General features: G+C 42.4%; 28 protein-coding genes. 16 read left to right on the top strand and 12 right to left on the bottom strand.

The window, feature by feature from the left end; genetic code table 11:
* Together queE and dapD are read right to left on the bottom strand one after the other, a co-directional pair.
* On the bottom strand, positions 1-711 hold the full coding sequence (queE, locus tag LZZ98_RS01400) for a 7-carboxy-7-deazaguanine synthase QueE (protein ID WP_237786337.1): 711 nt from the start codon (positions 709-711) through the stop codon (positions 1-3).
* A 111-nt stretch (positions 712-822) separates the two neighbouring features.
* Positions 823-1,644 carry a 2,3,4,5-tetrahydropyridine-2,6-dicarboxylate N-succinyltransferase gene (gene dapD, locus LZZ98_RS01405; RefSeq protein ID WP_086175583.1) on the bottom strand — a complete coding sequence of 274 codons (822 nt, stop codon included), beginning with the start codon at positions 1,642-1,644 and terminating at the stop codon, positions 823-825.
* 299 nt (positions 1,645-1,943) lie between these two features.
* Between dapD and carO the strand changes: the two genes are divergently transcribed.
* The gene (carO, locus tag LZZ98_RS01410; protein ID WP_237786338.1) at positions 1,944-2,699 is read left to right on the top strand and encodes an ornithine uptake porin CarO; all 756 of its coding nucleotides are present in this window, start codon (positions 1,944-1,946) and stop codon (positions 2,697-2,699) included.
* Positions 2,700-2,785: 86 nt separating this feature from the next.
* Here carO and LZZ98_RS01415 read toward each other — a convergent pair whose 3' ends face one another.
* From LZZ98_RS01415 to LZZ98_RS01450, 8 genes are all read right to left on the bottom strand, one after another.
* Positions 2,786-3,685 (bottom strand): outer membrane protein transport protein, encoded by a 900-nt coding sequence (locus tag LZZ98_RS01415; RefSeq protein WP_330848184.1) that lies wholly within the window; start codon positions 3,683-3,685, stop codon positions 2,786-2,788.
* 89 nt (positions 3,686-3,774) lie between these two features.
* Positions 3,775-4,698 (bottom strand): CysB family HTH-type transcriptional regulator, encoded by a 924-nt coding sequence (locus tag LZZ98_RS01420; RefSeq protein ID WP_237786339.1) that lies wholly within the window; start codon positions 4,696-4,698, stop codon positions 3,775-3,777.
* Between the two features lie 56 nt (positions 4,699-4,754).
* Positions 4,755-5,816, bottom strand: coding sequence for a sulfate/molybdate ABC transporter ATP-binding protein (locus LZZ98_RS01425; protein WP_237786340.1), 1,062 nt, complete (start codon positions 5,814-5,816; stop codon positions 4,755-4,757).
* Positions 5,817-5,827: 11 nt separating this feature from the next.
* Positions 5,828-6,721 (bottom strand): sulfate ABC transporter permease subunit CysW, encoded by an 894-nt coding sequence (gene cysW, locus LZZ98_RS01430; protein ID WP_086175578.1) that lies wholly within the window; start codon positions 6,719-6,721, stop codon positions 5,828-5,830.
* The gene (cysT, locus tag LZZ98_RS01435) at positions 6,718-7,551 is read right to left on the bottom strand and encodes a sulfate ABC transporter permease subunit CysT (protein ID WP_237786341.1); all 834 of its coding nucleotides are present in this window, start codon (positions 7,549-7,551) and stop codon (positions 6,718-6,720) included. Before cysT ends, cysW begins: the two co-directional genes overlap by 4 nt.
* Before the next feature lie 85 nt (positions 7,552-7,636).
* Positions 7,637-8,242 (bottom strand): RBBP9/YdeN family alpha/beta hydrolase, encoded by a 606-nt coding sequence (locus tag LZZ98_RS01440; RefSeq protein ID WP_237786342.1) that lies wholly within the window; start codon positions 8,240-8,242, stop codon positions 7,637-7,639.
* Positions 8,243-8,269: 27 nt separating this feature from the next.
* Complete coding sequence (locus tag LZZ98_RS01445; protein ID WP_237786343.1) at positions 8,270-9,283, bottom strand: sulfate ABC transporter substrate-binding protein; 1,014 nt, start codon at positions 9,281-9,283, stop codon at positions 8,270-8,272.
* 177 nt (positions 9,284-9,460) lie between these two features.
* The gene (locus LZZ98_RS01450; RefSeq protein ID WP_237786344.1) at positions 9,461-10,465 is read right to left on the bottom strand and encodes a sulfate ABC transporter substrate-binding protein; all 1,005 of its coding nucleotides are present in this window, start codon (positions 10,463-10,465) and stop codon (positions 9,461-9,463) included.
* Positions 10,466-10,632: 167 nt separating this feature from the next.
* On the opposite strand from LZZ98_RS01450, the gene pabC reads away from it, so the two are divergent.
* From pabC to LZZ98_RS01470, 4 genes are all read left to right on the top strand, one after another.
* Positions 10,633-11,445: an aminodeoxychorismate lyase gene (gene pabC / locus LZZ98_RS01455; RefSeq protein ID WP_237786345.1), complete on the top strand. Its 813-nt coding sequence runs from the start codon at positions 10,633-10,635 to the stop codon at positions 11,443-11,445.
* Between the two features lies 1 nt (position 11,446).
* Complete coding sequence (gene mltG, locus LZZ98_RS01460) at positions 11,447-12,493, top strand: endolytic transglycosylase MltG (RefSeq protein WP_237786346.1); 1,047 nt, start codon at positions 11,447-11,449, stop codon at positions 12,491-12,493.
* Positions 12,494-12,502: 9 nt separating this feature from the next.
* Complete coding sequence (tmk, locus tag LZZ98_RS01465) at positions 12,503-13,108, top strand: dTMP kinase (protein WP_237786347.1); 606 nt, start codon at positions 12,503-12,505, stop codon at positions 13,106-13,108.
* Positions 13,109-13,182: 74 nt separating this feature from the next.
* Complete coding sequence (locus LZZ98_RS01470) at positions 13,183-13,599, top strand: PaaI family thioesterase (RefSeq protein ID WP_237786348.1); 417 nt, start codon at positions 13,183-13,185, stop codon at positions 13,597-13,599.
* Positions 13,600-13,666: 67 nt separating this feature from the next.
* Here the strand turns inward: LZZ98_RS01470 and nadB are convergent, their stop codons facing one another.
* The gene (gene nadB, locus LZZ98_RS01475) at positions 13,667-15,310 is read right to left on the bottom strand and encodes an L-aspartate oxidase (protein WP_171264014.1); all 1,644 of its coding nucleotides are present in this window, start codon (positions 15,308-15,310) and stop codon (positions 13,667-13,669) included.
* A gap of 226 nt (positions 15,311-15,536) precedes the next feature.
* On the opposite strand from nadB, the gene LZZ98_RS01480 reads away from it, so the two are divergent.
* From LZZ98_RS01480 to LZZ98_RS01530, 11 genes are all read left to right on the top strand, one after another.
* Positions 15,537-16,919 (top strand): Do family serine endopeptidase, encoded by a 1,383-nt coding sequence (locus LZZ98_RS01480; RefSeq protein ID WP_237786349.1) that lies wholly within the window; start codon positions 15,537-15,539, stop codon positions 16,917-16,919.
* Positions 16,920-17,054: 135 nt separating this feature from the next.
* Positions 17,055-17,516 (top strand): acyl-CoA thioesterase, encoded by a 462-nt coding sequence (locus LZZ98_RS01485; RefSeq protein ID WP_237786350.1) that lies wholly within the window; start codon positions 17,055-17,057, stop codon positions 17,514-17,516.
* Positions 17,517-17,688: 172 nt separating this feature from the next.
* The gene (gene lepA / locus LZZ98_RS01490) at positions 17,689-19,506 is read left to right on the top strand and encodes a translation elongation factor 4 (RefSeq protein WP_237786351.1); all 1,818 of its coding nucleotides are present in this window, start codon (positions 17,689-17,691) and stop codon (positions 19,504-19,506) included.
* Between the two features lie 20 nt (positions 19,507-19,526).
* Positions 19,527-20,354, top strand: coding sequence for a signal peptidase I (gene lepB / locus LZZ98_RS01495; protein ID WP_237786352.1), 828 nt, complete (start codon positions 19,527-19,529; stop codon positions 20,352-20,354).
* Between the two features lie 22 nt (positions 20,355-20,376).
* Positions 20,377-20,751, top strand: a complete 375-nt coding sequence (locus LZZ98_RS01500; RefSeq protein WP_237786353.1) for a DUF4845 domain-containing protein — start codon at positions 20,377-20,379, stop codon at positions 20,749-20,751.
* A complete protein-coding gene (gene rnc / locus LZZ98_RS01505; protein ID WP_086175563.1) occupies positions 20,723-21,421 on the top strand; it encodes a ribonuclease III in 699 nt (232 codons plus the stop codon). The genes LZZ98_RS01500 and rnc overlap by 29 nt, the downstream gene beginning before the upstream one ends.
* Positions 21,421-22,449 (top strand): GTPase Era, encoded by a 1,029-nt coding sequence (gene era / locus LZZ98_RS01510; protein WP_237786354.1) that lies wholly within the window; start codon positions 21,421-21,423, stop codon positions 22,447-22,449. Before rnc ends, era begins: the two co-directional genes overlap by 1 nt.
* A gap of 24 nt (positions 22,450-22,473) precedes the next feature.
* Complete coding sequence (locus tag LZZ98_RS01515) at positions 22,474-22,671, top strand: NF038104 family lipoprotein (protein WP_237786355.1); 198 nt, start codon at positions 22,474-22,476, stop codon at positions 22,669-22,671.
* Positions 22,672-22,683: 12 nt separating this feature from the next.
* Complete coding sequence (gene recO / locus LZZ98_RS01520; protein ID WP_237786356.1) at positions 22,684-23,394, top strand: DNA repair protein RecO; 711 nt, start codon at positions 22,684-22,686, stop codon at positions 23,392-23,394.
* Positions 23,395-23,419: 25 nt separating this feature from the next.
* The gene (pdxJ, locus tag LZZ98_RS01525) at positions 23,420-24,145 is read left to right on the top strand and encodes a pyridoxine 5'-phosphate synthase (RefSeq protein ID WP_237786357.1); all 726 of its coding nucleotides are present in this window, start codon (positions 23,420-23,422) and stop codon (positions 24,143-24,145) included.
* 12 nt (positions 24,146-24,157) lie between these two features.
* Entirely contained in the window at positions 24,158-24,811 is a 654-nt protein-coding gene (locus LZZ98_RS01530; RefSeq protein ID WP_086175558.1) for a tRNA-(ms[2]io[6]A)-hydroxylase, read from the top strand.
* A gap of 144 nt (positions 24,812-24,955) precedes the next feature.
* Here the strand turns inward: LZZ98_RS01530 and lipA are convergent, their stop codons facing one another.
* Entirely contained in the window at positions 24,956-25,969 is a 1,014-nt protein-coding gene (lipA, locus tag LZZ98_RS01535; RefSeq protein WP_237786358.1) for a lipoyl synthase, read from the bottom strand.
* Between the last annotated feature and the right edge of the window lie 183 nt (positions 25,970-26,152).

Below are 26,152 nucleotides of genomic sequence, written 5' to 3' on the forward strand. Positions count from 1 at the left end.
TTAACGACCAGTTTCATCATTCCAGAGCAATTTATGCAATTGTAACTGGAAACGAACAGGGAGATGGTCTTCTAAAATCCATTGTGCTAAATCACGGGCAAGTTGAGGCAAACGTACTGCACCTTTTTCCACCGCAAAAGCAGGCGAGAACCAAACGGTACTCACTTTATCGGCGAGTTGGTATTGTTCAACCTGCTGTTTTGACCATTCATAATCTTCCCGGTTACAAATTACAAACTTGATTTGGTCATGCTGGGTTAAATGATCGAGATTACTAAGCAAATTTCGTGCAACTTCACCGGAAGTCGGGGTTTTTAAATCGAGTACTTTAGAAACGCGCGGGTCGACTTTAGAGACATCTAAAGCACCACTGGTCTCAAGTGAGACTTCACAGCCCAAGTCGGCTAAACGCTGCATCAAAGGCAGGGCGTTAGGCTGTGCCAGTGGTTCACCACCAGTCACACAAATATAAGGGGTTTTAAAATCGAGCGTGGTTTGAATAATATCTTCGAGTGATTGTCGCTCGCCACCTTCAAAAGAATAGGTGGTGTCACAATAGGTGCAGCGTAAAGGACAACCGGTTAAACGAATAAAAACCGTAGGCAAACCCGCAGCATTGGCTTCACCTTGCAATGAATAAAAAATCTCCGTGATGCGTAAACCCGCAGACGGATCAGAAACAGGAATAGCGGAAGATCGAAGAGTATTCATAACAAAAAATTACCACACCAAAAAATGACAGAGCACAAAAACAAAAATCCCTACGATCATTGCTGACCGTAGAGATGAGGAGCGATCGCTCCGCAACAGACTTAAGAAATCTTAGTCTTCGCGTAATAAATCGTTCAAGCTGGTTTTTGCACGGGTTTTCGCATCTACTTTTTTCACGATGATTGCAGCATACAGGTTGCAAGTACCATCTTTAGATGGAAGGCTACCTGAAACCACAACCGAACCGGCAGGAACACGGCCGTAGTGGATTTCGCCAGTTTCACGGTCAAAGATTTTAGTCGATTGACCAATGAACACGCCCATAGAAATCACAGAACCTTCTTCTACGATTACGCCTTCAACGATTTCAGAACGTGCACCGATGAAGCAGTTGTCTTCAATAATGGTTGGATTCGCTTGAAGTGGTTCAAGAACACCACCAATACCCACGCCACCAGACAAGTGAACGTTTTTACCAATTTGTGCACATGAACCTACAGTTGCCCATGTGTCAACCATAGTACCTTCATCCACATAAGCACCGATGTTCACGTATGAAGGCATCAATACCACGTTTTTCGCCTGGAAAGAACCTTTACGGGCAACAGCAGGTGGTACTACACGTACGCCTGCAGCTTTAAACTGTTCTTCAGTCCAATTAGAAAATTTAGTTTCTACCTTGTCGTAGAAACGAAGATCACCAGACTCGATTGGTTTGTTGTCATTTAATTTAAAAGATAACAAAACAGCTTTTTTAAGCCATTGGTGAACAACCCATTCACCGTCGATTTTTTCAGCCACACGAAGTGTACCGTTATCTAGGCCAGCAATAGCTTCTTCTACAGCGCTACGAATTTCAGCGGAGCAGTCTGCCGCAGTGAAATTTGCACGGTCTTCAAAAGCTTGTTCAATGATTGTTGAAAGCTGAGACATGATCTTCCATTTCCAAAAAAAATTTTCAAGATTTTACACTATATTGAGACAGAAATAGATGAAAAAGTGGCTTTGGATCGGAATTAATTATGAAAGAGGCGAAAAATAAGATAAAAAATCAGCGATGAATATTAAGTAAACAAAAAATGATTTAATAATCAAAAGCAAACAGAAAATGTATCAAAAAATAACAAAAACTCAGCAAATTTCGAATAAAAGTTAAGCAATTAATATTTTATAGTTTTAATGATCAGAAAAGCACTAATGATGAAAATAGAAATTTTTTGAGGAGATCTATCATGAAAACTTTAGCTACGATTTTAGCAGTATCTGTATTAACTGCTATTGCAGGAACAGCTATGGCAGCTGATGATGCAGTAGTGCAAGATGGCTATACATTTGAGCGTAACCAGCTTATTCCTACCGGTGTTCGTGCTGAAGTAGGGACAACTGGTTATGGTGGTGCCTTGCTTTGGACTGCAAACCCGTATGTCGGTTTAGCCCTAGGTTATAACGGCGGTGATATTTCTTGGACAGATGATGTATCAGTAAATGGTACAAAATATGACTTGGACATGGATAATAAGCTGGCTTATTTGAATGCAGAAATTCGTCCTTGGGGTGCAAGTACAAACCGTTGGGCACAAGGCTTATACATGGCTGCGGGTGTAGGTTATCTGGATAACCAATATGATTTACAAAAACGTATTGGAGATGGGGAAACCTTAAGCATTAACGGCAATAACTATCAATTAGCTGTTGCAGGTCAAGAAGGTAATGTACGTGGTCAAATGTCCTACGAAAACGACATTGCTCCTTATGTAGGCTTTGGTTTCGCACCAAAAATTAATAAGAACTGGGGATTATTTGGTGAAGTAGGTGCTTACTACACAGGTAACCCAAAGGTTCAATTAACACAAAATAATCTAGCGCCAGTAGCAGGTAATACCATACCTGCTCAAGTTGCAGTAGATCAAGAAGCGAATGAAATCGCAAATGATGATAAATATCAATGGTTGCCAGTGGGTAAAGTAGGCGTAAGCTTCAACTGGTAATCAAAGATTGCCCCATTAAAAAAACGAGCTTCGGCTCGTTTTTTATTTTTTCAAAATTAAATTATGCAAAATTAAGCTGGTTTTAGTTAAAAGCGATAACCGACCTTAAGGCCATAAGCAATAGCTTTGTTATTGTTTACCGAAGATAACACGCCAAATAAATTGCCTGCACCTTCTTGATCCGTCTCAATTTTGGTTTTGTTTAGCTTGAAATATTTAATGCCACCAGCAATAAATAAATTAGACTGCACATTATAAAACCCGCCAACTCCAAAACTATAATAACCATCCGAAGGGCTTAAGGTAGAGGCTGGATTGCTAATACCTGAATCCATCCCTATATCTAGGGCCGATGTCCAGTGCTCATTGAAGATATGGGCAAGTCCCAAGGTGGCTGAAAGCTGATTTTTTTGATAATCCACCAAGTTGACCGGTGTAGCTTTACCCCGGCTCATCAGGGGAGAAACCATTTTAAAATTTTTCCAATTGACCCAACGCAAAGAGGTATAGATAACATTGCGAGGCGTGATCCCGGATTGAAACTCGAGATTTAGCGACTGCGGTGTGTCGATGCTGATGTGCTGTGCAGAGCTTAAATTCAAGACTGGAATTGCAGGAATGGATGAAGTCTGCTCATAAAATTGTGGCGTATGTTGAATTTTAGAACGATAGGTGAGTGAGGTTTTTAGTGCATATTCAGGAATTTGATAGTTGATACCTACCAACCAGCCCAAGGCCGAGTTTTTATCCATATTTGCAATATAATCAGCCTGTATTCCCATCGATTGCCCTGAAATTTTCAGTTGAGTGTCTAGGGTCTGATAACTTAAACCGCCATAAAAATTCCAAGCCGAATTGGGTTGATAGCCTAAAAGCGTGGTCAGATTGTGAGTGTCTATTTTAAAACGTACTGCATTGACTAAATTTACCGGGCTGCTGCTGACTGGTTCGAAGGCATAGCCTACATCTGTAACAAAGTGAATTATTTATTTGATTGATAAGTAAAATAATAAAAAATTTGAATTAAAATTAAAAAAAGGGATATTTAATATCCCTTTCTTAATCAATCAAATTTTTAATCTTCGGGATAAGCCAATTTTTTCAGTGCCTTGATATCTGCTTCTGGCGAGCAGAGTGAAATAAACTCATAGCCATAACCGCGCAACAAATGTCCTTTACGTACCGCAATCCAGGTGGTATTTACACCAAAGATATCGGTTGGAATCTGTTTAAGGCGATAATCCCGTTCCGCATCATAAGCGACATTGTTGACAATACCGACGCCCATATTCAATTCCACATAGGTTTTGATCACATCGGCATCCAGTGCTGACATCACAATATCAACATCAATGCCGGCATCTTCAAAAGCCTTGTCAATTTTAGAACGCCCTGTGAAACCGCCGTGGTAAGTAATAATCGGAAATTGTGCCAAATCTTCCAGCGAAATATCTGTTTTGTTGGCAAGTGCATGGTTTTGCGGTGTAATAATACTGTGTTGCCAATTATAGTAAGGTACGCTAGCCAGATTTTCTTCAGTGGTTAAAGATTCGGTGGCAATACCAATATCTGCTTCGCCTTGCAGCAACATTTCGGTAATTTCAACCGGACTGGCTTGTTGCAAAATCAAATGAACTTTCGGAAATTCTTTTTTGAACTGGTTGACAATCGGTGGCAACACATAACGCGCCTGGGTATGCGTGGTTGCAATGGTCAGGGTGCCTTCATCGACACGGTTAAAATCATCTGCCAGACGTTTAATATTGTCTGCATCCACCAGCATGCGTTCTACAATGCCCAGTAAAGATTGACCCGGTTCAGTGAGGCCCAGTAAACGTTTGCCTTTACGAATAAACAGTTGTACGCCCAGTTCATCTTCTAGATCTTTAATATGCTTACTTACTCCAGACTGTGAGGTATAAAGCGCCGCTGAAGCTTCAGTTAAATTAAAGTTCTGTCTAACGGTTTCTCGAATAATTCTTAATTGTTGGAAATTCATAATGCTGTATACCTTAAAAGGGATGGGGGCTGTTTTTTGGCCCCATCTATTTGTTATTAAGCGACGTCATTGGCAAACAAATGCAATGCTGTTGGGCTTAACCACACTGTTTGATTTGGCTTAAATTGATGTAATTTCGCTTCTTCCGAGTTAAGCGAAATTTCAATTAAATTGCCTTGGCGGTCTTGCAGCTCAGCAAGAACTTTGCCGGCAATCCATATTTCACGTAAGAAAGTGGCTTGAATGGCATTTTCTTGCGGAGCGGCATGAATACGCAGTTCGCTTGGACGCGCAAAGGCAATAATTTCACCTTGCGGCGCATCTTTGGCTTGTGGCAATTGCAGACGGTCATCACCAATCTGAATAATGCCTTGCTGGTGTTGGCCTTCGAATCGGTTGGCCTGACCAAGGAAGTCGAATACAAACGGGGTTGCCGGTTTTTCGTAAACTTCACGCGGCGAACCGATTTGCTCGACATTTCCTTTGTTCATGACCACGATCTGGTCAGCAACTTCGAGTGCTTCTTCCTGGTCATGGGTTACGAAAATCGAGGTGATATGCAATTCATCATGCAGGGTACGTAACCAGCGACGCAATTCTTTACGCACTTTGGCATCCAGTGCACCAAAGGGTTCATCCAGCAATAATACGCGCGGTTCAACCGCCAATGCACGTGCTAAAGCAATACGCTGACGTTGCCCCCCCGAGAGTTGTGCAGGATAACGGTCTGCCAAAAAGCCCAATTGAACCAGATCAAGTAAACGGGAAACACGTTTTTTAATTTCGGCTTCAGATGGTCGGGTAGAGCGCGGGCGCACACGTAAACCGAAGGCGATGTTGTCAAATACGGTCATATGACGGAACAGGGCATAGTGCTGGAATACGAAACCCACTTCACGTTCGCGCACGTGAACATTGGTTGCATCTTCACCTTCTAAAATGACCCGACCGCCATCAGCCGATTCCAGACCCGCAATAATACGCAGTAGAGTGGTTTTACCACAGCCTGAGGGACCGAGTAATGCTACCAACTGACCATCTGGAAAATCGAGTGAGATGTTTTTAAGTGCATGGAATGCACCAAAGTGTTTTTCAATATTTTTAACTTGAATACTCATGATGTCATTCCTTAAGAAACTGTTGAATCGTCATTACGTTTGTTTTGTCGTTCTTGGCGTATCTCTACCCATGTTTTTAAAATCAGGGTCACAATAGCCAGTAAAGCCAAGAGTGAGGACACGGCAAACGCAGCACTAAAGGTATATTCGTTGTAAAGGATTTCTACATGCAGAGGTAAGGTGTTAGTTTCACCACGAATGTGACCAGACACCACCGATACTGCACCGAATTCACCCATGGCACGGGCATTACACAGAATAACACCGTAAATCAGACCCCATTTAATATTGGGTAAGGTCACTTTCCAGAAAGTTTGCCAACCTGAAGCACCCAGTACAATTGCGGCTTCTTCTTCTTCTGTACCTTGTGCTTCCATTAACGGAATCAGTTCACGCGCCACAAATGGCACCGTAATAAACACGGTTGCCAGCACAATGGCAGGAACGGCATACAAGATTTTAATGTCATGGTCCATCAACCAACCGCCAAACCAGCCTTGGGTACCGAAAATCAGTACTAACATCATGCCTGCGATCACAGGTGAAACCGAGAAAGGTAAATCAATAATAGTGGTCAAAATGGATTTGCCACGGAAATTAAACTTCGCTACCGACCATGCAGCTGCTACACCAAACACCACGTTTAATGGAACGGCAATCACAGCAGTCAGTAAAGTCAGTTTCACCGCAGACAAGGTATCTGGATGCACCAGGGCCTGAAAATAAACGCCCACCCCTTGTTTAAACGCTTCAACAAACACCAGAATTAAAGGCAGAATCAAACAGCTTAAAAAGAAAATCAGGGCAATGGTGATGAGCAGGTAACGAATCCAGGTGGGTTCACGGGTAGCATCGCGGGACTGCAATTTCTCGGCCAAAGCATTGCTATTGGTGATTAAACTCATCGTGCAGTTCTCCCGGTACGTTTGCTTGCCCATGCCTGTAACAGGTTAATCAGGAACAAGATCGCAAATGACAGTACCAGCATCACGACTGCAATGGTGGTTGCACCTGCATAGTCATATTCTTCCAGACGGGAAATAATCATCAGCGGCGCAATTTCAGTCTCGAAAGGCTGGTTACCGGCAATAAAGATGACCGAGCCGTATTCACCTACACCACGTGCAAATGCCAAGGCAAAACCGGTTAGTAGCGCAGGAAACAGAATCGGTAGAATGATTTTGCTGATAATCTGAAAACGGTTCGCACCCAATGCCGATGCTGCTTCTTCCAGTTCGGTTTCCAGATCACTTAAAACCGGTTGTACGGTACGGACTACAAATGGAATACCAATAAAAATCAAAGCCAGAGTAATCCCGATTGGGGTATATGCCACTTTAATGCCTAAAGGCTCTAAATACTGACCGATCCAGCCTGTAGGGGCATATAAAGATGTGAGTGCAATACCGGCAACGGCTGTAGGCAAGGCAAAAGGCAAATCGACCAAAGCATCAACAATACGCTTGCCAGGGAAGCTATAACGGACCAAGCACCACGCCAGCAGTAAACCAAAGACCACATTGACTAAGGCTGCAAGCAGGGCAGCACTAAAACTTAACTGCAAAGATTTTAAGATACGTTCTGAACTTAAAATTTCCCATAAACCGTCCCATCCAATTCCCAGTGATTTAATAAACACTGCCGAAAGTGGAATAAGCACGACTAATGACAAATACGCTAGGGTAAAGCCTAGAGAAAGACCAAATCCTGGCAGCACTCGGGATCGCTGCGACATGATGATTCCTTAAAAATAGCGAATACTGACCAATAAAGTCAGCGAAAATAAAAGTTTAATTCGGCACAAGCATAATTTGCAGGGTTTAAATTGCAAATTTAAAAAAGCACTTGCTGTCATCAGTAAAATTGATGTGTTGCAACACATTTTCTGAAATCAAATAATCATAAATTTCAGGAAAAGATCCAAAACCGGAAGCCACATTAATATGTCCAACTTGACCCAGGTTAATTGGATTGAGTTTCCACGCTTTGGCCAGGAATTGCGCATCCTCAAAATTTAACCAGGGATCATTTTCACTAATCAGCATTGTGGTTGGTACAGCAATTTTAAGCTGATGAAAATAGCGTTGATAATCTTGCTGGCTATCTCGCGAAAAACCGGCTTCACCAAAACGGGCAGGATTGGCCGGTGCAACCAGAATCAAATTTTTAATTTTTTGATTTAATTCCGGATACTGGGCTAAAGCTGCCACAGTGGTTAAACAACCAAAACTATGTGCAACAATCTGGACACTGCCTTGAATAGGCGCCACGGTCTTTACAAACTCGGCAATCCAGTTTTGTAACACCGGCGTGTTCCAGTCCTGTTGCTGCACACGCGAGCATGACATGAGTTGTCGTTGTAACCAAGACTGCCAGTGCGCAGATTCACTGTCACCTACACCCGGAACAATTACGGTATGAATCATGTCGATGCTCCTGTCTATCGAACGCTATTATTTTGCACTATTGGCTTTAACGATTTGGTCAAATACGCCGCCATTTTCAAAGTGCGCTTTTTGAACTTTGCTCCAGCCACCAAATTCTTGATTGATGGTGACCAGTTTTAATGGCTTAAATACTTTGCTGTATTGCGCCAGTGTTTGTGCGTTGCGTGGACGGTAGAAGTTTTCAGCCGCAATTTGCTGGCCGCGTGGCGAATAAAGGAAATTTAAGTAGCCTTTGGCCAGATATTGGTTGCCTTTTTTCTCTGCATTTTTTTCGACAATCGCCACAGGTGGCTCAGCCAAAATTGAAAGAGAAGGGGTCACAATTTCAAACTTGCCCGGTTGTTCACGAAGGGCTAAGTGAGCTTCGTTTTCCCAGGCCAACAGCACATCACCAATGCCACGTTCTGCAAATGTTGTGGTTGAACCACGTGCGCCAGAATCGAGAACCTTGGTGTTTTTATAAATTTTACGCACAAATTCCTGTGCAGTTTTGTCATTGCCACCCGCCTGGTGTTTTGCCCAGGCCCATGCCGCTAAATAGTTCCAGCGTGCACCACCAGAAGTTTTAGGGTTTGGGGTAATAATGCCTACACCCGGTTTAACCAGATCGCCCCAATCTTTAATCTGTTTCGGGTTGCCTTTACGCACTAAGAATACGATGGTAGAAGTATATGGGGTTGAGTTTTGAGGGAGTCTCTTTTGCCAGTCGGCCGGTAAAAGTTTGGTTTTTTCCGCAATCACATCAATGTCGGCAGAAAGTGCTAAAGTCACCACATCGGCATCCAGGCCATCAATGACTGCACGAGCTTGCTTACCTGAACCGCCGTGTGACTGTTTGAAGTTAATTTTCTGTCCAGTACGGCTTTCCCAGTATTTGCTGAAATCTTTATTCACGTTTTCATACAGTTCGCGTGTTGGATCGTATGAGACGTTAAGGAAATCTTTCGCTGCAGCACCCAGAGAAAAGGTGGATACGACTGCTGCTAAAACCCCAAGTTTCAATTTTGCTGAAATGCTCATGCGAACCTCAATATTTTCAAATGTTTCATCACATGGATGCAGAATAGCGCTATTCTTTATGCATAAAAAATAATAAAAAATGAATTTTATATGAATAAAAAAGATAAATGGGGCTGGGTTCATAAAATAAGCACCAGTCTTATGAATAAAACTGATGCTTTGTTTACTTGACTGAGATTATTTGGTGTTATTGGCTTTTACGATCTGGTCAAATACGCCGCCATTTTCAAAATGCTGCTTTTGAACTTTGGTCCAGCCGCCAAATTCTTTATTAATGGTGACCAGTTTCAACGGTTTGAATACGGATTTATGTTTTGCCAGTATTGCTGCATTGCGCGGACGGTAGAAGTTATTGGCAGCAATGGTTTGACCTGCAGGTGAATACAGATAGTTGAGATAAGCTTTGGCTAAATTCAGGTTGCCGTCTTTCTGTGCATTCTTCTCTACAATTGCCACAGGGGGTTCGGCCAAAATAGACAACGACGGTGTGATAATTTCGAACTTGCCCGGTTGTTCACGGATCGCTAAATGAGCTTCGTTTTCCCAGGCCAGCAATACATCTCCAATGCCACGTTCAGCAAATGTGGTGGTTGCACCACGTGCACCCGAGTCAAGTACTTTGGTGTTTTTATAGATTTGACGTACGAATTCCTGTGCTTTGGCATCGTTACCGCCTGGCTGATGTTTTGCCCAAGCCCATGCTGCCAGGTAGTTCCAGCGTGCACCGCCAGAAGTTTTAGGGTTTGGGGTAATAATGCCGACATTATTTTTCACTAAATCGCCCCAGTCTTTAATGCCTTTCGGGTTACCTTTATGTACCAAAAATACGATGGTAGAAGTATAGGGTGTTGAATTATTCGGGAACTGTTTCTGCCAGTTTTTTGGCAGCAGATTCGAGTTTTCTGCAATGGCATCAATATCTGCTGCAAGTGCCAAGGTCACCACATCGGCACCCAGACCATCAATCACTGAACGTGCCTGTTTGCCAGAACCGCCGTGTGACTGTTTAAAATTAATATCTTGGCCGGTGGTTTTCTTCCAATATGCGCCAAACTCTTTGTTGTAGTTTTCATATAATTCACGCGTTGGATCATAGGAAACGTTTAAAAAGTCTTTTGCCAGTGCAGTAAAAGATGTTGCTGAAATAAGAGCTGCTAAAACCCCGATTTTTAGTGAGCGCATTTTGCTATCCTTTGAATTTGAATTATTAATGTTTCGTAACGGAGCCAAGCATAGCCTTATCTTTTTTGTTGAAAAAATAATAAGAAACGAATTTGATATGAATAAAAAAGCTATTAATTTAAGGCGGCTGTTCTTAAACTAAGTCATCATTTACAGGATATTTGCCTATGCCATGTTTTAAAAATGCACAGCAAATCAACGAAATTTCATTATTGGATCGTGCCTTCCATTATGGTGATGGTTGTTTTACCACTGCGCGTGTGCGACATGGCAAGATTGAACTTGAAAGCCTGCATCGGGCACGGCTACAGTTAAGTTGTGAACGGCTGATGTTGCAGGCAGATTTAAGCTGCATTGGAAAAACTTTGGCTCTACTGCAACAGCAGTTTCTTGAATTAAATGGCACATTAAAAATCATCATCAGTCGCGGTGAGGGACAACGTGGTTATAGCCTGCCTGATCATCCGGCAGATGTCTGGGTGTTTTTTTATCCCCAAGCAGTCGATGATTTTCAGATAGAGAAAATTAAATCCGGGGTGTTACAGCAAGCATTGGGGCTGAGCATGCCCAATCTGGTCGGTTTGAAAAGTCTGAACCGTCTGGAACAGGTATTGTTAAAACATGAAGCTGATCAGCACGGATGGGCAGAAGCTTTGGTGACCGATGTACAAGGCACTGTTGTTGAAGGCGTAAGCAGTAATTGTTTCATTCGTTTAAACAATTCATGGGTTACGCCAGAACTCCGTTATAATGGCGTGCATGGGGTGATGCGGGCCGAAATTTTATCCCGCATGCAGCAGCAGGGCATTCACTGTGAACAGCGTTTTATTGAGATGGAAGATATTTCAAAATTTGAAAGCCTGTTTTTTTGTAATGCCTTAAGTCCTATGAAAGCTGTGACTGAACTTAACCGGCAACCGTTGAATATTCAGCCGTGTATTGAACTCTTTAATATCCTTCAATTGAATCAGATTCATTAATATGTCTAGCAAAAAGCAAAAATCGAAAAATAAAACTGCATCAGGATTTCCTTTAAAAGGCATCCTTATTTTAATTGCAGGTCTGACGGTATTATTTGCAGTCATCTTGGCTACCAGCTTGTTCAAGTCCTATCCGGTGCAAGGTGAAAAGCAAATGCTGGCGATTGGAGATGGTGACAGTTATTCAGGCTTTATTGACCGTCTAGCTCAGCAAGATAAGGTTAGTTTTCCTATTATCTTGAAGCTTTATCAAAAAATCATGATTCATGACAGCATGAAAGCTGGTGTTTATGAAATTCGTCAAGGCATGTCGGTACGTGAAGTGCTGGAACTGGTCTCGAATGCTGAAAATGCACAGATGAACCGCATTCTGGTGATTGAAGGTACGACCTTTAAACAGTTAATTGAACTTCTAAAGAAAGATGATTTGGTCACTAAAGAAGTGTTGAATCTTCCGCAAGATCAAATGTTAAAAGCCTTGAATATTCCATTTAACCATCCTGAAGGGCTGTTTGCGCCAGATACCTATTTCTTTGCCAAAGGTGAAACCGATAAAAAGATTTTGACCGATCTATATAAACGTCAAATGAAGGCTTTGGATGCGGCATGGGCCAATCGTGCCAGCGGTTTACCTTATAAGGATAAATATGAAGCGTTGATTATGGCTTCAATTGTGGAAAAAGAAACCAGCCTGGATAGTGAGTTAAATCAGGTATCAGGAGTATTTATCCGTCGCTTGCAACAAGGCATGCGTCTGCAAACCGATCCAACCGTGATTTATGGCATGGGCGATCGTTATACAGGTAATATCACCCGCACCGATTTGCGTACGCCAACAGCTTATAATACTTATACCAACAATGGCTTACCGCCAACACCGATTGCTTTGCCAAGTCAAAAGGCGATTGAAGCCGCCATGCATCCAGATAACTCGAATAACGTTTATTTTGTTGCAACGGGGAATGGGGGGCATAAATTCACTAGTAATTTGCAAGACCATAATCGTGCTGTGCAAGAATATTTAACTGTAATTCGTTCAAAAAATTAAGGAGTGGGGATGTTTATTAGTTTTGAAGGCACTGAAGGTGTCGGGAAAACCACACTCATTGGTAAAATTTATGATTATCTGCAACAGCAAGGTCATGAAGTTGTACTGACGCGTGAGCCGGGTGGTACGCCGATGGCAGAACAAATCCGTTCCCTGCTGTTGTCAGTCAACCATGAAGAAAGCATGTCGAATGACACAGAACTGCTTTTAATGTATGCGGCACGTGCACAGCATTTACAGCAGGTGATTGTTCCGGCATTGAAGGCAGGTAAAACAGTACTGTGTGACCGTTTTACCGATGCAAGTTTTGCTTATCAGTGTGCAGGGCGTGGCTTAAGCAAAGAAAAACTGGCTTTATTAAATGTAAATTTTGTCTCGCATATGCCTGATATCACTTTTTGGCTGGATGCGCCGACTGAGCTGGGGATGTCACGCGCACGTGCACGGGGTGCGCTAGATCGCTTTGAGCAGGAGAAAGCCACGTTCTTTGAGAAAGTACGCTCTGGTTATCAGCAGCTTTGGCAACAGCAGGGGGAACGGATTAAACGTCTGGATGCCACCCAAACACCAGAACAGGTATTCACTCAGGCACTCGCGTGTTTGCAATCGGTGTAGTCATCCCCAGCAATTGGGTTTAAATGAAAAATCTTCTATAGTGAGCAACATTATGGAAGATTTTTTTATAAACAATGAAAAGTAATAAAGCCGAAATTATTGAGTTTTTGCAACGTGAATTTCCGCAAAGCCTGGAAAAATGCGAAATAGAAACAGTCACTGAAAAAGGCGCATCCATTATTTATCATGTGGGGAGTGCAGATTTAAGACCGGGTGGAACGGTGTCTGGTCCGACCATGATGACCGCTGCCGATTATGCACTTTATATTGCGATACTGGGTGAAATCGGTATCGTTGCGCTGGCTGTCACGACCAGTTTATCCGTTAATTTTTTAAGAAAACCGACGGCAGCACAGGATATTCGTGCAGTTTGCCAATTAATGAAAGTGGGTAAGGCCCTCATTGTCGGTGATGTATGGTTATATTCCATCAATTTAGATGAACCCATTGCACATGCAGTGGGTACTTATTCCATACCACCCCGGCAATAAAGAGATATCATGCAAATTGAAAAAGCCGAACAAAGATGTTCGGCTTTTTTATTTAGACTAGACGGGTTTAAGCATCTACATTGACCAACGGAGTTTCCACTTTGAAGTTGGGTGGAGTCAGTACCGTTTTACGCAATTCAGGCCCAAGCTCTGGATAATCCAGAGTGTAATGCAAACCGCGTGATTCCTTGCGTTCCATGGCACAGCGCACAATCATCTCTGAAACCAGTACCAGGTTACGCAGTTCAATCAGGTTTTTGCTGACATGGTAATCCTGATAATATTCAGTGATTTCACGCTTCAACATTTCGATACGATGTAAGGCACGTTGCAGACGTTTAGTCGTTCGTACAATCCCCACGTAGTTCCACATAGTCTGACGCAGTTCATCCCAGTTTTGCAGAATAACGACATTTTCATCCGGATTCATAACTTGGGAGTCATCCCAGCTTGGCGCATCAGGAGAAACATAATCCGGATTGAACAGGCTTTCTATATGTTTTGCTGCACTCATGCCGTAGACGAAACATTCTAAAAGTGAGTTACTGGCCATTCGGTTAGCACCGTGTAAGCCGGTATAAGAAGTTTCACCAATGGCATATAAACCTTCGATGTCGGTCTGGCTATTTTCATCAACCACCACGCCGCCACAGGTATAGTGGGCTGCAGGAACCACTGGAATCATTTCTTTGGTAATGTCGATTCCTAGTTCAAGTAACCGTGCATAGAGAGTCGGGAAGTGCTCTTTAATAAACGCTTCATCTTTATGGGTAATGTCCAGCCAGACATGACGGATACCCAAACGCTTGATTTCATAGTCAATGGCACGTGCCACGATATCACGCGGTGCCAGTTCCGCACGTTCATCAAAACGCAGCATGAAACGTTCACCGTCAGGCAAGCGTAAATAAGCCCCTTCACCACGCATGGCTTCGGTAATTAAAAAGGAACGTGCTTGCGGATGATACAGGCAGGTTGGATGGAACTGGTTAAATTCCATATTGGCAACCCGGCAACCGGCACGATAGGCCATGGCAATACCATCACCGGTCGCAATATCCGGATTAGAGGTATACAGATAGGCTTTCATGGCCCCGCCACATGCCAATGCGGTAGAGGGTGCCAAGAAGGTATGGACTTTTTCAGTCTTTTCATCGAGCGCGTATAAGCCCAGGGCACGATTAGTTTGATCTTTCAGACCGAGTTTTTTTGAAGTAATTAAATCAATGGCAATATAGTTTTCAAAAATCGTGATGTTTTGCTTTTCACGGGCACGTTGCACCAGAGTGGTTGAAATGGCACGACCGGTCGCATCTGCAGCATGGATGATACGGCGCTGTGAATGTCCACCTTCACGGGTTAAATGCAGTTGTTCCTGTTCATCTAAGGTAAATTGCACGCCATGCTTTAACAGAAAATCGACCGAAGGTTTGCCGCCTTCTACAGTCTGCTTGACGGCTTCACGTTCGCATAACTGTGCACCTGCAATCATGGTGTCATCAATATGCTGTGCAATGGAGTCGGTTTCATCTAAAACCGCAGCAACGCCGCCTTGCGCATAAAAAGTACTGGCTTCGGTGAGTGTCGATTTGGCCAAAACAGCAATATTGAAATGATCGGGTAATGATAAGGCCAGACTCAAACCTGCGCCACCACTACCCACAATGATCACGTCAAAATGATGTGTTGTATTTAAATTAGACATGTCCATCAGCTAATTCGAAAAAAGTTTGCTAATAACACCGCTTTTTTGATCAAAAGACAAGGGCTAATATGCTAATGTATGATGAGAAAAAGTAATAAAGCAACAAACTTTTAAGAAAGATTTAAGCTGTTGTTTATACAAATATAATCAAACATATTATTACCCAAGACAGATATATTTTATGCTAAATACTGTCTCTGCATACTTATAATGAATGGAGTGCATGCTTTATATGAACAATCGCGATATAAAAAAAGGAATGTATGCTGCTGTATTTACAATGGCGGCTATGCAAACACAAGCAGCTTCTTCGGTAGACTTTTCTAATCTGGTTGAACAAGTCAGTCCGGCGGTGGTCAGTGTAAATGTCGTCAAAAAAATGACTCAGGAAGAGCTGATCCAACAACAGATCCCTGAAATTTTAAAACGTTTTTTTGGTAATCAAGTGATTGTTCCGCAGCAACAAAATCAGCAGGATAAAACAGCTTATGGCAGTGCATTCTTTATCAGTAAGGATGGTTATCTGTTAACCAATCATCATGTGATTGAAGATGCTTCTAAAGTAACTATTATGTTGAATGATCGCCGTGAAATTGATGCGACGGTGGTCGGAAGCGATGCACGTACCGATGTGGCATTACTAAAAGTCAATGGTTCCAATTTCCCTGAATTACGTACCGGTAATGTCGATCGGCTCAGAGTGGGAGAGCCGGTACTGGCCATTGGTTCACCTTTCGGTTTTGATTATTCTGCATCAGCAGGCATTGTCAGCGCGAAAATGCGTAACATGATGGGGGAAACCTCGGTGCCATTTATTCAAACCGATGTGGCTTTAAACCCGGGTAACTCAGGCGGTCCTTTGTTTAACCAGAATGGTGAAGTGGTTGGGGTAAACTCGCGGATTTTTAGTGGTACTGGCGGATATATGGGCCTGTCGTTCTCCATTCCGATTGATGTAGCTATGGATGTGGCGGAGCAGCTGAAAAAGAATGGCAAGGTGACACGTTCTTATTTAGGTGTCATGTTGCAAGACATCGATCGTACCCTTGCAGAATCTTATAACCTGTCTAAACCTGAAGGCTCACTGGTCACTCAGGTTGCACCCAACTCCCCGGCAGCCAAAGCAGGCTTTAAGTCGGGCGATGTGATCTTGAAATATAATGGTTCACCCATTTCAAGAACTTCGGATTTGCTTAATTACTTAAACCGAACTACACCAAATCAAAACATTCAATTGCAAGTTTTACGCGATGATAAAACCCGTAATATCTCAGCAACACTCACCACTGCTCCAGATGATACCCCGGCGAAAGTGGAACAAGTTGCTGAACAAAAAGGTCCTGTTATAGGAGTTAGCATTCGTAACTTAACGGCTGCAGAACAAACGCAGTTGAATATTAAAGGTGGTATTTTGGTACAGGAAGTGAAGCGCGGGGGAATTGCTTCACAATCGCGTTTGATTGCAGGCGATATTATTACTCAAATCAATAATGAAACCATTTTGAATAGTAATGATTTTATTAAATCTGTGTCTGAATTGAAAAAAGGTTCAATTGCACGGGTTTCAATTATTCGTCAAGATCAGCGCGCAATTTTAGGCATGCGTATTGAATAACCTTAGACTATCAAATGAAAACCACTCTCTCGAGGAGTGGTTTTTTATATTTTGCAATTTTACTGCCATCCAAAATTACGTAGACTGTCTGGCCTTGAAGGTAATGTTTGCACAGCGTAAGGATCAGTGAAATAGATGAGCACAGTTTTTGATTTGGAAATCACCGTTCAAGCAAAAGATATTGACCGTTTGGGACATGTCAATAATGTGGTGTATATGCACTGGATGCAGGATGTAGCCACTGCACACATTGATGCCTTGGGTTTGGGCTTGAATGAATATCTGGAACTGAAACATGCCATGGTCGCAGTAGAGCATCATGTGCAATACCGTAAGGCGGCATTTGCAGGCGAAAAGATCATTCTGCGTACCTGGCTGGATGATATCAATGCCTTGTATTCTTTCCGCCAATATGTGTTTTACCGTCCGCACGACCAAGCGGTTCTGTTTATGGGAAATACGAAATGGGCCTGTGTGGAAATTGCTACTGGCCGACCAAAACGCATGTCTCCGACATTTATCCAAGCCTATCAGCCGATATCGGAACAGGTGAATCCTCTAGATTTTACCCAATACGATAAGATGGTTTCAAATTGAATAAATGAGTTCAATCCAGCTTTGCTTTGAAAATGACTGCACAAAGCGAAAAGGAACTCATTATTTAGAATACATTGAAAAATCCATCTGCTATAATCCTACGCAATTTCTATTCGGCTTTTGCCATGCATTAATTATTGGTTGCATGGCGTGTTTTTTCTCAAGGTAGCCCATGGCGCAAGCTAAAAAATCTGTTGATATTAAAAACATTCGTAACTTTTCGATTATTGCGCATATCGATCATGGTAAATCGACACTGGCAGATCGCTTTATTCAAACCTGTGGTGGTTTGCAAGATCGCGAAATGCAGGCTCAGGTTCTGGATTCTATGGAACTTGAACGTGAGCGCGGTATTACCATTAAAGCGGCATCAGTGACGTTGTACTATACGCATCCAAATGGTCAAGAATACCAATTAAACTTTATTGACACACCAGGACACGTGGACTTTTCCTACGAAGTATCACGTTCGCTTGCGGCATGTGAAGGCGCTCTTTTAGTTGTCGATGCTGCGCAAGGTGTTGAAGCACAGTCGGTCGCAAACTGTTATACCGCGATTGAGCAAGGCCTGGAAGTTTTGCCTGTACTTAACAAAATTGACTTGCCACAAGCTGAACCTGAGCGTGTGATTCAGGAAATTGAAGACATTATCGGGATTGAAGCGACTGAAGCACCAACCTGTTCAGCGAAAACAGGCCTCGGCATTGAAGGGGTGCTTGAAACGTTGGTCAATGTTATTCCTGCGCCTACAGGTGACCGTGATGCACCGCTACAAGCTTTGATTATTGACTCATGGTTCGATAATTATCTGGGCGTTGTGTCTTTGGTGCGTATCAAACAGGGGCGTGTGCGTAAAGGCGACAAAATGTTGATTAAGTCAACAGGTCAAGCGCACATCATTACCTCTGTGGGTATCTTCAATCCTAAACATACTGAAACAGGCATGCTTGAAGCTGGTGAAGTAGGCTTTATTATTGCAGGGATCAAAGATATTTTTGGTGCGCCAGTGGGTGATACCATTACGCTTGCGACTACACCAGACGTGGCAATCTTGCCTGGTTTTAAAAAGGTCAAACCGCAGGTCTATGCTGGTTTGTTCCCGATTGATTCAAGTGATTTTGAACCGTTCCGTGAAGCATTGCATAAGCTGCAAATCAACGACTCGGCATTATTCTTTGAACCAGAAAGTTCAGATGCTTTAGGTTTTGGTTTCCGCTGTGGCTTCCTGGGTATGCTGCATATGGAAATCGTACAAGAGCGTTTAGAGCGTGAGTACGATCTTGACCTCATTTCTTCTGCACCAACCGTAATTTATGAAGCGGTGATGAAGAATGGCGATACAGTTTATATCGACAGTCCATCAAAAATGCCTGATGGTTCAACGGTTGAAGATTTGCGTGAACCTATTGCTGAGTGTCATATCCTAGTACCACAAGAGTATCTAGGCAATGTGATGACTTTATGTGTAGAGCGCCGTGGTGTGCAAAAAGACATGAAGTTTATGGCGAATCAGGTTTCGATTACTTTTGAAATTCCAATGGCTGAAGTGGTCATGGATTTCTTTGATAAATTGAAATCATGTTCACGCGGTTTTGCATCACTCGATTATAACTTTGTCCGTTTTGAGAGTTCATCTCTGGTTAAGGTTGATGTGTTAATTAATGGTGAGAAAGTTGATGCTTTAGCAATGATTTGTCACCGTCAGGATGCACGTCATCGTGGTATTGCACTGGTTGAAAAAATGAAAGAGCTGATTCCGCGTCAAATGTTTGATGTGGCTATTCAGGCTGCGATTGGGGCGCAAATTATTGCCCGTTCTACTGTAAAAGCGATGCGTAAAAACGTATTGGCAAAATGTTATGGTGGTGACGTGTCGCGTAAGAAGAAACTTCTGTCGAAACAAAAAGAAGGTAAGAAACGTATGAAGCAGGTGGGGAGTGTTGAAATCCCACAAGAAGCGTTCCTTGCCGTATTAAAAGTAGAAAGATAATAAAAGAGGTCATTTAGCTCATGGATTTTGATTTTAATTTAATCCTTGTACCCGTCACACTGATTTTCTTTTTGGTGTGGCTACTGGATAAGTTTGTATTTAAACAAAGACAAACGCTAGGCAAGGGTAATGAAAATTTCATCATCACCTGGGCATATGACTTCTGGCCAGTTCTGGCAGTGGTTCTGGTGCTACGTTCATTCCTGTATGAACCATTTAATATTCCTTCCGATTCCATGGTTCCGACTTTAGAAACGGGTGATTTTATTTTGGTCAACAAATTTAACTATGGTATTCGCTTGCCAATTGTGAATACCAAAGTCATTGACGTGGGTGAACCAGAACGTGGTGACGTGATCGTGTTCCGTTATCCGCCACAACCGACCATCAGTTATATTAAACGTGTGGTCGGTTTGCCAGGTGATCACATTGTTTATGATCATGGACAACTGAGTATTAATGGACAAAAAGTGGCGAAAGTTCCGGTGGAGTTTAGTCGCGAAAAAGATATTCTGGATACGCCTACTTCAATTTATCATCAAGAAACATTGGGTAAACACACATTTAAGATGCGTGAGCTTGAAGGTGTAAATGTTGCACGTCAGGCGCCATTTATTAACTATATTGAAAATGGTAAATATTCATCTGAAAATGGTTTATATTGGGAGGTAAAAGTTCCCAAAGGTCATTACTTCGCGATGGGGGATAATCGCGATCAAAGTGCTGACAGTCGTTTTTGGGGCTTTGTACCAGAGCAAAACCTAACAGGTCGTGCATTCTATAAGTGGATGCATAAAGAACCTGGATTTAAATTGCCGTCGTTTAATCGCAACGGTGTAATTGATTAAGCATGATTGGAAAAAATAACAAATGCGTAAAAATCAACAAGGGGCATCCTATATTGGAATTTTAATTGCAATTATTGGTTTTGCTTTCTTAGCCAAAATTGCAATTGCTGTTTGGGCACCGTATGTGGATGATCGTATAATAGATAATCAGATTGCGGAGTTAATGCAGAGTAGTCCAGCAAATACCACGCCTGAGAAATTTGCTCAGCAAATATCACAGCGGTTAGATATGAATGGCGTGCGTGATATCAATTTTAAAGATATTGCACAGGTGACCAATGTGGATGGTTTGCAAGTGAAAAAAGATTATGAGATAAGAAAGCCATTCTTGCTCAATATAGATTTAGTGTTAAAGTTCGAGAAAAGTTTTGATCAAAGGTCAACCCAAACTAAGTGATATGCGCTTAGTCCACCGTATCGGTTATCAGTTCAAACAGCCTGAATTATTGCAGCTTGCACTGACCCACCGATCGGTTAGTCACAAAACTAACTATGAGCGTCTGGAGTTTCTAGGTGATTCATTGTTAGGGATGATCATTGCCCATTATTTGTATCAAGCCTACCCTCATGAAAATGAAGGGCGTTTAACGCGTATGCGTGCCACATTGGTTCGTCAAGAAGCATTAGGCAAAATTGCAAACGATTTGAAACTCGGCCCATGTTTAATTCTGAGCACGGGTGAGTTGAAATCGGGTGGACATCATCGGGAATCTATTCTTGCTGATACTGTAGAAGCGATTATTGGTGCAATTTATGTCGATTGTAATGATTTAAAAGTCTTGCAAGACATCGTATTAAAGTGGTACACGCCATATTTAGACCATATCGAGCCTACAGACCAACTCAAAGATCCTAAATCACGCTTACAGGAATATTTACAGGCACGTAAAAAACCTCTCCCTGTTTACGATGTGGTGGATATTCAAGGTGATGCTCCCAATCAGCATTTCAAGGTGGAATGTATTATTGAGGGCTTGCCTGTGTTGTATGGTGAAGGTTCAAGTCGTCGCTTTGCTGAACAGGCAGTTGCGGCAGATATTTTAAAACAATTGGAGCAAAAGTCTTAATGACTACTCATTCCGATCACATCGATGCTGATCACGAGCCGCAAGAGAGTGGTAACGATTTAATTAATCAATTCTTTAGTTCACAAGGAACCACTATTCCTTCTGATTTTAAAAGTGGTTTTGTCGCTATTGTTGGACGCCCGAATGTGGGTAAATCTACATTGATGAACCATTTACTGGGTCAAAAACTTTCAATCACTTCACGTAAACCACAAACCACGCGTCATAAGATTGTCGGGATTGATAGCCGTGAAAAATCTCAGGCCGTATTCGTAGATACGCCGGGGATGCATAAGAAAGAAGTACGTGCCATCAATAAAATGATGAACCGTGCTGCACATTCAGCCCTGCGCGATGTCAACCTGGTGCTGTTTGTGGTGGATGCGCAAAAGTGGACGCAAAATGATGAGCTTGTGCTGGAAAAGCTGAAAAATGCTGAAATGCCGGTGATTCTGGTCATCAATAAGTTGGATACTTTTGAGAACAAAAATCAGGCGCTTCCATTAATTCAGGAACGTGCCAAGCTGATGAACTTTGCTGAGATTGTTCCTGTATCGGCTTTACGTGGTGCCAACCTTGAGCATTTGCGTAATACCATTGAAAAATATTTGCCGTTCCAGCCGCCACTTTATTCACTGGATCAAATTACCGACCGTTCAGAACGTTTCCTGGCTTCTGAAGTGATTCGTGAAAAAATCATGCGTCAGTTAGGTGAAGAGTTGCCTTATGATTTGACTGTGCAAATTGAGTCATTCAAGACTGAAGAAGCGACTATTAATGCGAAAACTGGTCGTCCGAAAGCAGCCTGTACCTATATCGATGCGACTATTTTTGTTGATCGTCCAGGGCAAAAGGCGATTGTGATTGGTGAAAAAGGTTCAAAATTGAAGAAAATCGGGATGGATGCGCGTGCCGATATGGAAAAAATGTTCGAACAGAAAATCATGCTGACGCTTTGGGTGAAAGTCAAAGGTGGCTGGTCTGATGATGAACGAGCATTAAAAAGTTTAGGTTATAGCGATATCTAGCTTTTAACTTTGAAAGGAACGGTGATGATTAAAGTGCTGACTGTTGTAGCGTGTATAATGTTTTTGCAAGGATGTATTTACAAGATTGTCACCGTTCCTGTCAAAGTGGCTTATAAAACCACTAAAGGCGTGGTCAAAGGTACCGCTGCTGTTGTGGGGGCAGTCATTCCAGATGGGGATGATGAAGAAAGTGATACTGATAAAAAAAAGAACAAAGACTAGATTTAATTTGTCATGCGCAATGAACTCTTGCATGGTTATTTAATCCATCATCGTAAATACCGGGAGCGCAGTCACATTGTGCATCTGTTTACGCAGGAGCATGGGCGTGTTGATGGAATCTTAAGGCAAACGCCACCTCCGCAATATCAACCCATTTGCTTGCAAGCTTCGGGTAAATCTGACCTTAAAAATTTTACCAAGCTGGAAATTGTCAATCAGCCGGTTTTCTTTTTTGGTGATGCCTTCTTTTCTGGCTTCTATTTAAATGAAATTATCCTTCGGTTATGTCCGGTTGAAGTAGAAATGCCGCAAACCTTTGTACAATATCATCAAACTTTACAACAGCTTCAGCAGTTGGCACAGCATGAACAGCCCAATCTTTTTTTAAGGCAAATTTTACGACAGTTTGAACATGTCCTGCTGGAAGAGTTAGGCTATGCACTGGATTTTACAGTGGATGCTCATCAACAGGAAATTCAGGAAAACCAGCATTATATATTCCAACTTAACGATGGTTTTATTGCCACCGCACAACAATCACGTTCGACTTTATTGGGACAGCAAATTCTGTCGATGCGTGAATATGAAAAAGGTAGGGATTTTAATCCTGAGCAGTTACAATTATTGTCACAACTGTATCGGCAAATGATCACCTCTCTTTTGGGAGACCGACCGCTGAAAAGCCGTCAATTGTGGATTCAAAATACTCAATCTCAATCTTAATTTAGAACCTAGTTAGGAAATTGTTATGGCTGCATTGCTTGGTGTGAATATTGACCATGTGGCGACATTGCGACAGGCGCGCGGAACCACTTATCCAGACCCGGTCAATGCTGCACTGATTTGTGAACAGGCGGGTGCAGAAGGCATTACCCTGCATTTACGTGAAGATCGTCGCCACATTCAGGATGACGATGTCCGCCGCATGCGTCCAGTACTAAAAACGCACATGAATCTGGAAATGGCAGTGACTCCTGAAATGGTTGAATTTGCCAAAGAAATCAAGCCGCATCATGTCTGTTTTGTGCCAGAAAAACGTCAGGAAGTGACCACTGAAGGTGGTCTGGATGTAGTCGGCCATTTTGAAGATGTCAAAGCCGCAACTCAGGCCTTGTCTGCCATTGGTTGTGACGTTTCGTTATTTATTGATGCCGACTTTGCCCAGATTGATGCCGCGGTGGCTTGTGGTGCTCCAACCATCGAGTTACATACAGGTGCCTATGCCGATGCCGAAACTGAAGAAACTCAGCAGCATGAATTAGAACGCATTGTCAAAGGTGCAGAATACGCGGCGTCTAAAGGTTTAGTGGTCAATGCTGGGCATGGTCTGAACCTTGAAAATGTCACCCCGATTGCCGCCATTCCGCAAATTCATGAACTCAATATCGGTCATTCTATTATTGCCGATGCTGTATTTGTCGGTTTAGCTCAAGCGGTTCAACAAATGAAAGCTGTCATTAAATCAGCAAGATAAGTTTTTAGAATTATGTCGTTAATAAATTATGATGATCTTATGAAGCCCGTTTTGGGCTTCTTGGGATGTGAAACGCCAAAAGCATGGTTAGATGAAGCCATGAATAACCTCGAGTTACTCATGCAAGATCATGCCAATTGTGAAAAAAAAGCAGCAGGTACGGCCATGAACCTGATGTTTCGCTACACCTTCTTTACCGATTTACAGGTCAAGTTGGCACAGTTGGTGCGTGAAGAAATGCTGCACTATGAACAAGTACTTGAACTGATGACCAAGCGCGGTCAGGAGTGGCAATCGATTAGTGCCGGTCGTTATGCAGGTGGCTTGCGTAAAGAAGTACGCACGTATGAGCCTGAAGCTTTAATCGACATTATGATTATTGGTGCTTTTGTTGAAGCACGCTCATGTGAGCGTTTTTATGCGCTTGCACCGCTTGTAGATGAAGATTTGGGTAAATACTACCGCTATTTGCTGAAGTCTGAATCGCGGCATTTTGAGGATTATTTGGCTTTGGCATTGGATGTTGCTCAAACCTCGAAGTTAAAAAATCCTAAAGAAGATATTCAGCAGCGTATTGCACACTTTCGTGAAGTTGAAAAAAACCTGATTTTAAGTCCGGATGATTTATTCCGCTTTCATAGCGGTGTACCTAATAAAGCGGCTTAATGGTTTTTCTGTTTTAAAAATCCTCTATTTGAATAGGGGATTTTTTTATCTCTTTGGACTAATAAAAAGAGATAAACAAAAATGCCAATCTAAATGGATTAGATTGGCATCATTCAATCATACTAAATTTATATTCAAGATAAATTAAGCTTCAATGGTTTGTACTGCAATTTTTTTGGCAGGATCAGCTTTACGACGTACAGTCGGAACAGGTTCGCCATAGTATTGACGATCTGCAAAGTAGCTTGAACGTACCATCGGGGCAGCCCAAATATTTTTGAAACCGAGTTTTTGGCCATGTGCGGTGTAACGTTCAAATTCTTCTGGTGTTACAAAACGGTCAATCGGCGCATGCTCTTTAGAAGGTTGCAAATACTGGCCAATGGTCACATAGTCCACGCCATGTGCATGCAAGTCATCCAGCAGTGCAATCACTTCTTCTTCAGTTTCACCAATACCGACCATCAAGCCACATTTGGTTGGAACATCTGGGCAATATTCTTTAAACATTTTAAGCAGGTTTAAGGAATGCTGGTAATCTGAACCTGGACGCATGGCTTTGTATAAACGCGGCACAGTTTCAATATTGTGGTTAAAAACGTCCGGTGGGCATTCGGTCATAATGCGAAGTGCCACATCCATACGGCCACGAAAATCGGGAACCAGAATTTCTAATAATGTTTTTGGGCTTAAGCTGCGAGCTTCTTTAATACAATCAACGAAATGCTGTGCACCGCCATCTCTTAAATCATCACGGTCAACTGAGGTAATCACGGCATATTTTAAACCCAGGTTGGCAATGGTTTCTGCCATATGACGAGGTTCGTCAGGGTCAAGTGCATGAGGACGACCATGTGCCACGTCACAGAAAGGGCAGCGACGGGTACAGATATCACCCATAATCATAAAAGTTGCAGTACCACCACCAAAACATTCTGGCAAGTTCGGACAGGCAGCTTCTTCACAGACGGTATGCAGTTTTTGTGCACGTAAGGTGGTTTTGATGCGTTGAACTTCATCTGGAGCCGCCATTTTCACACGAATCCAATCCGGTTTACGTGGCGTTTCGACCGTAGGTACAACTTTTACAGGAATACGAGCGACTTTCTCTGCGCCACGAAGTTTGACACCCTGTTCAGGTTTACGGTTTTCAGACATATTCAACTTTTCCACTGTTTTTTGACGGGGGAGATACTAGATATATTAGTGGTTTTATTATAACGGACTTGAATCTAAATGGGGTAAAAACGATATTCATTTAATAAATGTAGTCATCACTTAATATATGTGAGGTAAATACAGCAAATTGCTACTAATTACGTCATAATATAATGAAGATAG

Source organism: Acinetobacter sp. SM34, assembly GCF_022012365.1.
Lineage (GTDB): Bacteria > Pseudomonadota > Gammaproteobacteria > Pseudomonadales > Moraxellaceae > Acinetobacter.

What these genes read in the sequence shown, in the direction of transcription:
- queE (WP_237786337.1), bottom strand. Translation starts at nt 711, where the DNA reads ATGAATACTCTTCGATCTTCCGCTATTCCTGTTTCTGATCCGTCTGCG.
- dapD (WP_086175583.1), bottom strand. Translation starts at nt 1,644, where the DNA reads ATGTCTCAGCTTTCAACAATCATTGAACAAGCTTTTGAAGACCGTGCA.
- carO (WP_237786338.1), top strand. Translation starts at nt 1,944, where the DNA reads ATGAAAACTTTAGCTACGATTTTAGCAGTATCTGTATTAACTGCTATT.
- LZZ98_RS01420 (WP_237786339.1), bottom strand. Translation starts at nt 4,698, where the DNA reads ATGAATTTCCAACAATTAAGAATTATTCGAGAAACCGTTAGACAGAAC.
- LZZ98_RS01425 (WP_237786340.1), bottom strand. Translation starts at nt 5,816, where the DNA reads ATGAGTATTCAAGTTAAAAATATTGAAAAACACTTTGGTGCATTCCAT.
- cysW (WP_086175578.1), bottom strand. Translation starts at nt 6,721, where the DNA reads ATGAGTTTAATCACCAATAGCAATGCTTTGGCCGAGAAATTGCAGTCC.
- cysT (WP_237786341.1), bottom strand. Translation starts at nt 7,551, where the DNA reads ATGTCGCAGCGATCCCGAGTGCTGCCAGGATTTGGTCTTTCTCTAGGC.
- LZZ98_RS01440 (WP_237786342.1), bottom strand. Translation starts at nt 8,242, where the DNA reads ATGATTCATACCGTAATTGTTCCGGGTGTAGGTGACAGTGAATCTGCG.
- LZZ98_RS01445 (WP_237786343.1), bottom strand. Translation starts at nt 9,283, where the DNA reads ATGAGCATTTCAGCAAAATTGAAACTTGGGGTTTTAGCAGCAGTCGTA.
- LZZ98_RS01450 (WP_237786344.1), bottom strand. Translation starts at nt 10,465, where the DNA reads ATGCGCTCACTAAAAATCGGGGTTTTAGCAGCTCTTATTTCAGCAACA.
- pabC (WP_237786345.1), top strand. Translation starts at nt 10,633, where the DNA reads ATGCCATGTTTTAAAAATGCACAGCAAATCAACGAAATTTCATTATTG.
- mltG (WP_237786346.1), top strand. Translation starts at nt 11,447, where the DNA reads ATGTCTAGCAAAAAGCAAAAATCGAAAAATAAAACTGCATCAGGATTT.
- tmk (WP_237786347.1), top strand. Translation starts at nt 12,503, where the DNA reads ATGTTTATTAGTTTTGAAGGCACTGAAGGTGTCGGGAAAACCACACTC.
- LZZ98_RS01470 (WP_237786348.1), top strand. Translation starts at nt 13,183, where the DNA reads ATGAAAAGTAATAAAGCCGAAATTATTGAGTTTTTGCAACGTGAATTT.
- nadB (WP_171264014.1), bottom strand. Translation starts at nt 15,310, where the DNA reads ATGGACATGTCTAATTTAAATACAACACATCATTTTGACGTGATCATT.
- LZZ98_RS01480 (WP_237786349.1), top strand. Translation starts at nt 15,537, where the DNA reads ATGAACAATCGCGATATAAAAAAAGGAATGTATGCTGCTGTATTTACA.
- LZZ98_RS01485 (WP_237786350.1), top strand. Translation starts at nt 17,055, where the DNA reads ATGAGCACAGTTTTTGATTTGGAAATCACCGTTCAAGCAAAAGATATT.
- lepA (WP_237786351.1), top strand. Translation starts at nt 17,689, where the DNA reads ATGGCGCAAGCTAAAAAATCTGTTGATATTAAAAACATTCGTAACTTT.
- lepB (WP_237786352.1), top strand. Translation starts at nt 19,527, where the DNA reads ATGGATTTTGATTTTAATTTAATCCTTGTACCCGTCACACTGATTTTC.
- LZZ98_RS01500 (WP_237786353.1), top strand. Translation starts at nt 20,377, where the DNA reads ATGCGTAAAAATCAACAAGGGGCATCCTATATTGGAATTTTAATTGCA.
- era (WP_237786354.1), top strand. Translation starts at nt 21,421, where the DNA reads ATGACTACTCATTCCGATCACATCGATGCTGATCACGAGCCGCAAGAG.
- LZZ98_RS01515 (WP_237786355.1), top strand. Translation starts at nt 22,474, where the DNA reads ATGATTAAAGTGCTGACTGTTGTAGCGTGTATAATGTTTTTGCAAGGA.
- recO (WP_237786356.1), top strand. Translation starts at nt 22,684, where the DNA reads ATGCGCAATGAACTCTTGCATGGTTATTTAATCCATCATCGTAAATAC.
- pdxJ (WP_237786357.1), top strand. Translation starts at nt 23,420, where the DNA reads ATGGCTGCATTGCTTGGTGTGAATATTGACCATGTGGCGACATTGCGA.
- LZZ98_RS01530 (WP_086175558.1), top strand. Translation starts at nt 24,158, where the DNA reads ATGTCGTTAATAAATTATGATGATCTTATGAAGCCCGTTTTGGGCTTC.
- lipA (WP_237786358.1), bottom strand. Translation starts at nt 25,969, where the DNA reads ATGTCTGAAAACCGTAAACCTGAACAGGGTGTCAAACTTCGTGGCGCA.